The following is a 10,042-nucleotide window of genomic DNA, read 5'->3' as shown; positions in this document are numbered from 1 at the left end:
AAAGGGCAAAATGTTCGTTAAAAAGTGGGATTTTAGGGGCTAAAAGCCCGTAATTGGGTGCAAAAAATAATGAGCTGGCAGCCAATCTAGAAAGGCCAAACGGTGCAAAGTGCAGTTTTTTGCCTAAAAATAGACAAAACAAAAGGGGTGAAAAACTAGAAATAGGGGCAATTTACCTACTTTGGGGACTATATTTTCGCTAGAACGGAGCGAAAATTAGGGCGACGTTGTAAAATAAAAGCTAATAATTTAAGCTTTTGAGTTAATGTGTTTTTGCGCTAATGAGTTTTTGAGTTTTTTGAGTGTTTGAGTTGATTAGTGGTTGGGTTGATTAGTTTGGCATCACAGAGCGAACAAAATCCTCTTGATTTATAGAAACATTAAAAGTCAAGACGACTTCATTGATTAGAGCGTACGCTTGGATAGATACAAACAAAAAAATCGCCAACCGCTGAGATATTGTGCAGTAGTTGGCGAGGTGTCTGTCGTCAGACTTATGTTGCTTTAATCTGACTTAAACCTGAAATATCAATGGGAACACTTATGTATGAAGTGTTTTTGTTTATAGAATACGTTGCACTTCGTGAATGCCGTCAATGTCTTTCAGCTTATCTATAATCTGTTGAGTTTCGTTTCTGTCGTGAACACGCAGCTCGATAGTTCCATCGAACACGCCTTCGTCTCCCGAAATAACAAGCTTACGCATGTCTATGTTCAGTTGACTGGAAATAACTTCGGCCACATCGCGCAGCAAACCATGGCGGTCGATACCCCGAATTTCTATTGTCGCCTCGAAGAACATCTTGCCGTGCATGTCCCATTTGGCATCGAGGATACGGTTGCCATAGCTTGATTTGAGACGATTGGCAACGGGGCAAGCGCGCTTATGAATTTCGATGCGCCCCTTATTGTCGATGTAACCCAAGATGTCGTCGCCTGGAATGGGGTGGCAACAGGAGGGAAAAATGTAACGCTCTACCGATGTTTCGGTGATGATGCAGGGCAGTTTCTTGTTGAAGTCCTTGCCAACCACAAGCAGGTCTTGCTCGTCTTTCTCCGTTTTGTTGCGCCGTTTCTCACGTCCCATGAAGGGCATGCGTTTCAACCAGCTAAAACTAACGTTGCTTTTCTTCTTACCAAGAATTTCATCTAGGTCTTTTTCGCCCAAGATAACTGTTCTGTCGCCCAAGTGTTGCAGCAGTTCTTCTGGCTTTTGCAGTTCGTGCAGCTCGCAGAGTTTGTCTAGTATAGGCGTTGTTTGCTCTAAGTTGTGCTTGGCAAGCCATTCTTTCAGGATGTTTTCTCCTTGCTTTTGCAGTTCACGGTTGGCCCGTCTAAGTATGGCTTGTATCTTTCCGCGCGCCTTAGCAGTAGAAACGAAGTTTATCCACGATGGGTCTACGTGTTGCGATTTGGACGTTAAAATTTCCACCTGGTCGCCACTTTGCAGGCGATGACTAAGCGGAACGAGCCGATGGTTAACCTTTGCGCCGATGCAATGGCTGCCAAGGAAGGTGTGCAACTGAAAGGCGAAGTCGAGTGCGGTGCATCCTGCGGGCAACATCTTTATTTCTCCTTTCGGCGTAAACACGAAAATCTCGGATGCAAAGAGGTTCAGTTTGATGGCATCGAGAAAGTCCATAGCGTCGGGTTGCGGGTCGTCTAAAATCTCCTTGATGGTTCGCAGCCAGTCGTTCAGTTCGCCTTCGTCTTCTGTTATCTCTTCTCCCTCCTTATATTTCCAGTGTGCAGCAAAGCCTTGTTCGGCTATTTCGTCCATGCGGTTGCTCCTTATCTGCACCTCAATCCAACGTCCTTGCTTGCTCATCAGTGTTACGTGCAGGGCTTGGTAGCCGTTTGCCTTGGGGTGGTTGAGCCAATCGCGCAGTCTGTCGGGGTGAGATTTGTATAGCTGACTTATCTTTACGTAGATGTTGAAACTCTCGTTTATTTCCTCGTCCTTGTTTTTGGGCGTGAAAATGATGCGTACAGCCAGTATGTCGTAAATCTCTTCGAAGGCCACATGCTTGCTTTGCATCTTGTTCCAAATGGAGTAAGGACTTTTGATGCGCGCTTTTATCTCGTATTGTATGCCCATTTGGTCGAGAGCTTGCCGTATGGGGTCGGTAAACTGCTGGAAAAGAATTTCGCGTTGCTCTTGTGTCGATGCTAGTTTAGCCTCGATAGAGGCGTATTCTTCGGGATGTTCGAACTTGAAACTGAGGTTTTCCAGTTCGGTTTTTATCTTGTTCAGGCCGAGTCTGTTGGCCAAGGGGGCATAGATATAAAGCGTTTCGCCCGCTATCTTGTATTGCTTGTTGGGTGCTTGACTTTCCAAAGTGCGCATGTTGTGCAGGCGGTCGCATATTTTGATGAGTATCACGCGTATGTCGTCGCTCATGGTTAGCAGCAACTTCTTGAAGTTTTCGGCTTGTGCCGAGGCTCTGTCACCGAATATTCCACCTGAGATTTTAGTCAGTCCGTCAACGATTTGGGCAATCTTCGAGCCGAAAATGTTCTCAATGTCTTCAACTGTATAGTCGGTGTCTTCCACCACATCGTGCAGCAATGCGGCGCAGATGCTGGTAGACCCCAGTCCCATTTCCTCGCAGGCAATTTGCGCCACAGCTATTGGGTGCATGATGTAAGGCTCGCCCGAGAGCCTACGCACACCCTTGTGGGCCTCTCTTGCGAAGTTGAAAGCTTTGGTGATAATCTCCTCTTTCTTGCGGTGCGGCGAGGCCATATAGGTTTCGAGCAAGTGCTTGAAAGCCTTGTTCACCATCTGCTCTTCTGCTTGTTCTCTGTCTTTATCTCTCGTAATTTGGTCGGTCATATCGCTGCAAGTTATGAAAATGAGCCAGTATATGTAGTGCGCTTGTGTTGAAAATCGGGTGGATGGGCTTTACACTGCTGTTGGAAGTTGTGGCTTACCGCCCCTTGTTGCCATCCCCAATTTTCGTGTCGCACAGTGTTGGGGGGCCTTTTAGTGGAAAGTCGAAAGGAGTTCAGTCAGACCTGTGCATAGCGATGCCATGTTTTTTTCTGGCATCGGTTGTTAATCTGACGGAACCCCTTCCTTTATATTTATAGTGAATAAAGCGTTGCTAGGCTGTTATTTCACTTTGAGTTTCTTCCCTGCTCTGATGTTCGTGCCACTGATTTTGTTCAGTTTTTTCAGCTGTTTCACAGTGGTGTGGTTGCGTTTGGCAATCTCAGAGAGCGTGTCTCCGTCTTTAATCAAGATGCTCTTACCGCCGCCGTCACTGCGTTCACGACGTTCGCGTTTTTCGCGCTTACGTCTTTCCTTTTTCGATTCGTGTTTCCTGCTACTACTGTTGCGCGAGGGAGAATTGGATACAGGTGCCTCGGCCACTTCTACTTCTCGCCTTTTAGTAAGCAAATCGTCGCTGTTGTAGGCAAATATTTCTTCTTGCTTGTCTATAAACTTGTTAACCATGCTGGCGGGCAAACGGAGCGTGGCAGGTGCCGAAGCACCGCATACGATGTCTTTGCGATATTGGGGGTTAAGCGTTTTGAGCTCTGCCAACTCGATGCCCAACACGCCTGCCAATTGGTTGAAGTGTATGTCGCGATGAACAACCACCGTATCCGTCTTAACGGGCAAGGTAGCCGTCATGGGACAGATGTTGTGTTCGCAATAGTAGTTCATGATGTAGTTGGCGGCGATGAAAGCCGGCACATATCCTCTCGTCTCTCGTGGGAGGTAAGGATAGATTTTCCAATAGTCTTTTTCGCCCTTGGCACGATGTATGGCTTTGTTGATGTTTTCGGGGCCTGCGTTGTATGCGGCGATAACAAGATTCCAGTCGCCGAAGATGCGGTATAGGTCGCTAAGGTAGTGTGCGGCGGCGTACGACGACTTGGCGATGTCGCTGCGCTCGTCGATAAGCGAGTTAACTGTTAGTCCGTAATGCTTTCCCGTGTTCAGCATAAATTGCCACAGGCCCGTGGCGCCAACCCTAGAAACGGCCTTGGGGTTAAGCGCAGATTCGATAACGGGTAGGTATTTCAGTTCGAGCGGCAGGCCGTAAGCCTCTAGTGCCTCTTCGAAAATGGGCATGTAGAAGTTGCTTGCGCCCACAACGTAGCTTACCGAACGGCGCAACTTTCCGCTATAACGGTCGATGAACTTCTGCACCACATCGTTATAGGGCATCTCAATAACGGAAGGTATTCGGCTAAGTCTTTCAATGAACACCTCTTTTGGGAAACTGGGATTAACGTTAGGCATGTTGCAATCGGTAGCAGGCCTAAGGTATTTCTCCGCATTGTATTGTTTGAGCAGACTGTCTAGTTCGTAGGTCATGCCCTCTGGCAAGTCTATTACTTCGTTTTTGCCATTCGCTGTTGTCACCGTGATTTCCTTATCATCGTTGTTGTGCTGTGCCAATGCGGGCATCGCGCAGCTCAACATCATGGTGGCTAACAGAAAATCAAATCTTTTCATGCTGTATTTCATTGTTCTTATTATTCAATCTGTACGCACGTGCGTTACTCTATAGCTTATGTTAGAATGTTAGACTGCAATGCAGACCGATGGCCGATGGTTTGAAAGACGTGCCAGCCAAAGGAGTGTTCATTACGGCAGGCTCGACGCGGAGGGTGAGATCGTCGGATATGTCGAACTCAGACAGCGACGCGTCTACGTATGCATCGACGATGGAAAGGGCATAAACGCCCAGTAGGCAGAAGAAACTAAGGTCGCGCCAACGGCGGTAGCGGTCTTTACGACTTTTGAAGATGCTTTGATATTGCTCCTTGTTTTGGTCGGTTATTCTTGTGCCTAGGTGCAAAAACTGGTTGTAGCTTTGCGTGGTTGGGTCTGTGTCCATAATGTCTTGGTAGGCCTTTGAGTAGTCGCGAAACATCATGTTGTTCCATTGCATGGCGTAAATGCAACCCACGAAACCGCCATACACCAATGGTAGTTTCCAGTATTTGCGGTTATATATTTGTCCTGCGCCTGGCAGAACGATGGCCAACCACATCGCGCGTTTGGGATTAGGCCGCCATGTATCCCAGTTTCGTTTCTCCTTTTTCTTTTGGAGTGTCGGTGTAAGGGATGTTTTCAGGCTGTCTTTTTCTTCTGTCAACACGCTATCTGCGATAGTTGTTGCGAGCGTGTCGCCTTGTGATTGGGTTTTCTTCGAGGCGTCGAAATGTCCTTGTGCAATGGATGCAACGCTGCCAAAGGGCGACAGCAGAGCCATCGTCATTAACAGTTTGGAAATCTTCGCACTCATTTCTATCACCTTTTGCTTATTGTTGTTCTTTTAGCTTGTCGAACGCAGCCATGATGCGCGCAAGTTCTTCTTCGTTGGCGAAAGGAATGCTAATCTTCCCTTTACCTTTGGGCGAACAGGTCATCTGAACCTTGGTGTCGAGAAAGTCGGAGAGCCTTTGTCTTATCCTCGTTACCTCTTCTGGTATCGATGCTTTGGTGGCAATGGTTTTCTTTCCGCTTTGAATATCTTCGCCATTTTTTAGCTTTTGAGCCAACTCTTCCACCTTTCTAACCGAGTAGCCATGCTTTTGTATTTCGCGAAAGAGTTTTATTTGTAGCGACGGACTATCTATGGCCAGCAATGCGCGGGCATGTCCCATGTCTATTTCTTTCTTTTGCAGAGCCATTTGCACTTGTGCGGGGAGTTTAAGTAGTCGCAAGTAGTTGGTGATAGCCGTGCGACTTTTGCCCACGCGCTCCGAAACTCGTTCTTGAGTCATGCCTTCGGCCGAAAGCAGATGCTCGTAAGCCAATGCAATTTCGATGGCGTTAAGGTCTTCGCGTTGGATGTTTTCAACCAACGCCAGTTCCATAATGCTCTCGTCCTTGATGGTACGGATATAGGCAGGTATGGCTTGCAAACCTGCCAATTGTGATGCACGCCAACGCCTTTCGCCTGCGATGATTTGGAATTTGTTGTCCTCAACCTGTCGTAGCGTGATGGGTTGGATGATGCCAATCTCGTTAATGCTGTTGGCGAGTTCTTGCAAAGCATCCTCGTCAAACTCCCGTCGGGGCTGATTGGGGTTGGGTTCAATCTGCTCTAACGGGATTTCGTTGATGGTGGAGCTGCCTTGCGGACGCACGCTCTCTGTGGAGATAAGCGCATCGAGTCCTCTGCCTAAGGCGTTGAATTTCTTATGTACTGCCATTTAGAAATGTTCGTTTATGAGTTACACGTTGACAGGCCGACGAGTTTCAGCAGGATGTAAACTGCTTGTCATAGCCCGTCAGGCTCTCAGCTGTGTTCTGATAGTTGTTGGCGGCATGTTTGCCTTTTGCATAAGCCCTTTGGGGCAGCTAGCGTGGGCATGCCACTTTCCAATGTCTTTTTGCGCAGCATTTGGTGTGTCGGCCGCGCCAAGTTGTTGCCTTTGCAGCGTGGATAAGGGACTTGCGGCGGTTTAGTTGCCCTTTTCCATAATCTCCTTGGCCAGTGCCAAGTGGTTTTTGCTGCCTGTCGACTCGGCGTCGTAGAGAATAACGGGCAAGCCGTGACTTGGACTTTCGCTCAGTTTCACATTGCGTTGTATCACCGTTTTGAACACCAATTCTTGGAAATGTCGCTTTACCTCATCGTAGATTTGGTTGGCCAAGCGCAAGCGGCTGTCGTACATCGTGAGCAAGAAACCCTCAATTTCCAACTTCGGATTCAGCTTGCTCTTGATGATTTTGATGGTGTTGAGCAACTTGCTGATACCTTCTAGCGCGAAGTATTCGCACTGAACGGGGATGATAACCGAGTCGGCCGCGGTGAGGGCGTTCACGGTAATGAGACCTAACGATGGCGAACAGTCGATGAGTATGTAGTCATAGTCCCCCTTGATGCCGTCGAGCAGTGTTTTAAATACGCGTTCACGGTTTTCGATGTTGAGCAGTTCTATCTCTGCACCTACAAGGTTGATATGGCTAGGGATGATGTCAAGACCGTCGATGTCGGTGGTGTAGATTGCATCGCGTATGTCAGCATGGTCTATAATGCATTCGTAGAGCGAGCATTCCACGTCGTTGAGGTCCACTCCAAGTCCGCTTGAAGAGTTAGCCTGCGGGTCGGCATCTACCACCAGCACGCTTTTTTCTAGTGTAGCCAACGAGGCAGCGAGATTAATTGTTGTGGTTGTCTTTCCCACGCCGCCCTTTTGATTGGCTAATGCAATAATTTTTCCCATAACCTTTTTTTTCCTGGTTGTTTTTAATAGAATGCAAAGATACATATTTTACATGAAAAAGCACTATATTAAAGCTTTTTTCGTACTTTTGCATGTAAATATTCAAGCTTACTTAGCATTATAAGCGTAAGTAAATACATTTGCATGTAATGGGCAAGGGATGGTTGTTTGCTTTTCGGAAGAGGCAAACGGCCGCGCGCCAAGCTGATGTTGGGTTTGGCAAATGCGCGTGCCATTGCATTGGGAACGGCCTCTGGCAGATGCTTGGATAACAGATTGGTTAACGAAAATAAGGAGAAAGATGGAAGTAAAGAAACCGCTTATATTAGTATCTAACGATGATGGCTATCATGCCAAGGGCTTACGGTCGTTGGTGGCCATGCTTACCGACTTTGCCGATGTGGTGGTTTGCGCCCCCGATGCTGGTCGTTCGGGGTTTGCAGGTGCCTTCTCGGTGGCCAAACCCTTACTGCTTAAAAGGCGAAAGGATGTGGCGGGAGCACCAGTGTGGTCGAGTAACGGAACGCCTGTCGACTGTGTGAAACTCGCTTTCAGTGAGTTGTTCGCCGAACGGCAACCCGATCTCATCCTGTCGGGCATCAATCATGGCGACAATGCTGCTGTGAATGTTCACTATTCGGGCACGATGGGTGTGGTTATCGAGGGGTGCTTAAAGGGTTTTCCTTCGATAGGTTTCTCGCTGGCCGACCCTGATGAGGGTGCCGACTTTGAGCCTTTGCGTCCCTATGTGCGTGACATTGTGAGCCGTGTGCTTGCCGAAGGCTTGCCCAAAGAGGTGTGCCTGAATGTGAATTTCCCACGCGCGCAGACGTTTAAAGGGGTGAAGGTGTGCCGAATGAACAGGGGTACGTGGGTGAACGAGTGCGAGAAACGAACGCATCCTCATGGTTACGACTACTTTTGGATGGCTGGACATTTCCAAAGCGATGAGCCTGAGGCGCAAGATACCGACCATTGGGCCTTGAAGAATGGCTATGTGGCCATTGTTCCCACGCGTATTGATGTTACTTGCTACGACTCGTTGCAACGGATGAAGGCATGGGAGAAAGAGATGTAAGGGGAAAGTAGTAAGTAGTAAGTAGTAAGTAGTAAGGGGTAAGTGGTAAATAGTAAGTGGTAAATAGTAAGTAGTAAGTGGTAAGTAGATTAGGTGGTAAGGCGTAGGTAGTAAAGGAGTTAACAAGTGGGTAAGCATTTGGTTTAGTAAGCTGGTTAGGCTATCCTTCTTATCAATTCTTTCTAGTTCTCCTAGCTTTCTTCGGTTCACTAGGCTTTCTATTACTCCTCGAAACACTATTCTTTCTAGTTATACTAGCCCCAACTCGTTCATCACAAGGCGCAGCCATCTTTACCATAATGAGTTGGCAAGTTAACGAGTTAACGAGATAACAAGTTAATAGGCGCAGCCATCTTTTCACCTTTTCACCTTTTCACCCTTTCACCCTTTCACCCTTTCACCCTTTCACCTTTTCACCTTTAAAAGTTTATGCGTTATTCTTTAATTGTAGGCGAGGCCTCTGGCGACCTTCATGCCTCGCATCTTATGCGTTCGTTACAAGCCGTAGACCCTGCGGCCGAGTTCCGTTTCTTTGGCGGCGACCTCATGACTGCCGTTGGTGGAACGCGCGTAAAGCATTTTAAAGAATTGGCATACATGGGCTTTATCCCCGTGTTACTTCATCTGCGCACCATCTTCCGCAACATGGCATTCTGCAAAAAAGACATTGTGGAGTGGGCACCTGATGTGGTTATACTTGTGGATTACCCTGGTTTTAACCTCAATATCGCCAAGTTTGTGAAGTCGAAGACACGCATCCCCGTGTATTATTACATCTCGCCTAAGATTTGGGCGTGGAAAGAATACCGCATCAAAAATATAAAACGAGATGTGGACGAGCTTTTCTCCATCTTGCCTTTCGAGGTAGATTTCTTCGAGAAAAAGCACCATTATCCCATCCATTACGTGGGAAACCCAACGGCCGATGAGGTTCGCAGTTTCCTTTCCACTTATAACGAAGGTTTCGAACAGTTTTGTAAGGCAAAGGCATTGCAGGCCGATAAGCCCATTTTGGCGCTTTTGGCAGGGAGCAGGCGGCAGGAGATAAAAGACAATTTGCCGGCTATGATGCAGGTGGCGGCACGTTTTCCGCAGTATCAAGCCGTGTTGGCTGGTGCGCCTTCCATAGCCGACGAGTATTACGAAGGTTTCATTCGTGGGTCGCAAGTGCGATTGGTGAAGAACCAAACCTATCCGCTGTTGGCGCATTCAACAGCCGCTTTGGTAACAAGTGGTACGGCAACGCTCGAAACAGCCTTATTTAATGTGCCGCAGGTGGTGTGTTATAAAACGCCTGTGCCACGCCTCATCCGTTTTGCTTTCAACCATATTATCAAGGTGAAGTACATTTCGCTGGTAAATCTTATTATGAATAAGGAGGTGGTTAGCGAACTGTTTGCCGACCGCTTTACCATTGACAACATTGCCCTTTGCCTGCAAACGCTATTGCCTGGCGGTGAGGTGCGACAAGAAATGCTTAACAACTATGCCCTTTTGCAAAAGGTGTTGGGCAATGATGTGGCACCCGACAACGCTGCCAAGCTTATGTATGGCATGTTGAAAGGCGTTGGCTCGAAATAGGATTTGATGCTGTTGGGTGGCTCGTAAGTGTTTTATGGTGAGGATTATACGCTGTTAATGCTTCTGAAAAAAGCCCTAACCGATATATTTAAGGCTTATTTATGGAGCGGGCTTAGTCTGTGTACGCTTTGCTACAAGCCTTTTGTAGTGACACTACAAAAGGCTTGTAGCACGACTACAAAAGGC

The 10,042-nt window shown here is 47.6% G+C and carries 7 protein-coding genes; 2 read left to right on the top strand and 5 right to left on the bottom strand.

All coding sequences use genetic code 11. The features are described from left to right. Positions 1–562: 562 nt before the first annotated feature. The 5 genes from HMPREF2955_RS12115 to HMPREF2955_RS12095 form a co-directional block, all read right to left on the bottom strand. Positions 563–2,836 (bottom strand): RelA/SpoT family protein, encoded by a 2,274-nt coding sequence (locus tag HMPREF2955_RS12115; protein WP_070723720.1) that lies wholly within the window; start codon positions 2,834–2,836, stop codon positions 563–565. A gap of 279 nt (positions 2,837–3,115) precedes the next feature. Then, positions 3,116–4,471 carry a lytic transglycosylase domain-containing protein gene (locus HMPREF2955_RS12110; RefSeq protein ID WP_070723747.1) on the bottom strand — a complete coding sequence of 452 codons (1,356 nt, stop codon included), beginning with the start codon at positions 4,469–4,471 and terminating at the stop codon, positions 3,116–3,118. A 61-nt stretch (positions 4,472–4,532) separates the two neighbouring features. Beyond that, the gene (locus tag HMPREF2955_RS12105) at positions 4,533–5,267 is read right to left on the bottom strand and encodes a DUF5683 domain-containing protein (protein ID WP_070723719.1); all 735 of its coding nucleotides are present in this window, start codon (positions 5,265–5,267) and stop codon (positions 4,533–4,535) included. A gap of 16 nt (positions 5,268–5,283) precedes the next feature. Beyond that, entirely contained in the window at positions 5,284–6,180 is an 897-nt protein-coding gene (locus HMPREF2955_RS12100; RefSeq protein WP_070723718.1) for a ParB/RepB/Spo0J family partition protein, read from the bottom strand. Positions 6,181–6,432: 252 nt separating this feature from the next. Then, positions 6,433–7,197, bottom strand: a complete 765-nt coding sequence (locus tag HMPREF2955_RS12095) for a ParA family protein (RefSeq protein WP_019188926.1) — start codon at positions 7,195–7,197, stop codon at positions 6,433–6,435. Positions 7,198–7,498: 301 nt separating this feature from the next. Here HMPREF2955_RS12095 and surE point away from each other — a divergent pair, with 301 nt between their 5' ends. Both surE and lpxB read left to right on the top strand, forming a co-directional pair. Further along, entirely contained in the window at positions 7,499–8,275 is a 777-nt protein-coding gene (surE, locus tag HMPREF2955_RS12090; RefSeq protein ID WP_070723717.1) for a 5'/3'-nucleotidase SurE, read from the top strand. A 429-nt stretch (positions 8,276–8,704) separates the two neighbouring features. Then, a complete protein-coding gene (lpxB, locus tag HMPREF2955_RS12085; protein WP_070723716.1) occupies positions 8,705–9,856 on the top strand; it encodes a lipid-A-disaccharide synthase in 1,152 nt (383 codons plus the stop codon). The last annotated feature ends 186 nt before the right edge of the window (positions 9,857–10,042 follow it).

The sequence above is a fragment of the Prevotella sp. HMSC073D09 genome (genome assembly GCF_001814145.1).
Lineage (GTDB): Bacteria > Bacteroidota > Bacteroidia > Bacteroidales > Bacteroidaceae > Prevotella > Prevotella conceptionensis.
The sequence above is the reverse complement of the archived record's forward strand: the minus strand, read 5'-3'. Positions and strand labels throughout refer to the sequence as shown.